Here is a 571-nt window from a genome sequence, read left to right on the forward strand (position 1 = left end):
AGCGCCCCGGCGAAAGCGGCATGCAACTGCTGGAAGAGGCCGGCGCGGCGCTGGCGGTGCGCCTGGCCCTGGTGCGGCGGGCCCGCGCCACCATTGATGCCCAATATTATATCTGGCGCGCCGACGTCGCCGGCCGGCTGCTGCTGGACGAGCTGGTGGCCGCGGCGGCACGCGGCGTCAGGGTGCGTCTGCTGGTCGATGATTTCGGTTCGGCCGGGCTGGAGCGGCTGGCCTTGCCCGGTGTCGAGCTGCGGCTGTTCAACCCGTGCCGGCTGCGCCGCTGGCGCTGGCTCAATGTCCTGTTCGATTTTCCTCGCCTCAATCGCCGCATGCACAACAAGAGCCTGACGGTGGACGGCATCGCCTGCGTGATCGGTGGGCGCAACATCGGCGATGAATATTTCAACCCCGGCCATGCCGAACTCGCTGCCGATCTCGACGTGCTGGCCATCGGCGCCGTTGCCGAAGCGGTGGCAGCGGATTTCCAGCGTTACTGGGACAGTCCGGCAGCGGTGCCAGCGGCACAGCTGGGCCCGGCGGGGGCACCGCCGCCGCCGCCGGCCGGCGCCGA

1 protein-coding gene is annotated in these 571 nt (G+C 70.2%); it reads left to right on the forward strand.

Going from position 1 to position 571, the window contains the following annotated elements; genetic code table 11:
• A partial coding sequence (locus tag GJV64_RS15345; RefSeq protein ID WP_235927786.1) for a phospholipase D-like domain-containing protein occupies nt 1-571 on the forward strand: 571 nt, incomplete at both ends.

The sequence above is a fragment of the Sandarakinorhabdus rubra genome, from assembly GCF_010994245.1.
Lineage (GTDB): Bacteria > Pseudomonadota > Alphaproteobacteria > Sphingomonadales > Sphingomonadaceae > Sandarakinorhabdus > Sandarakinorhabdus rubra.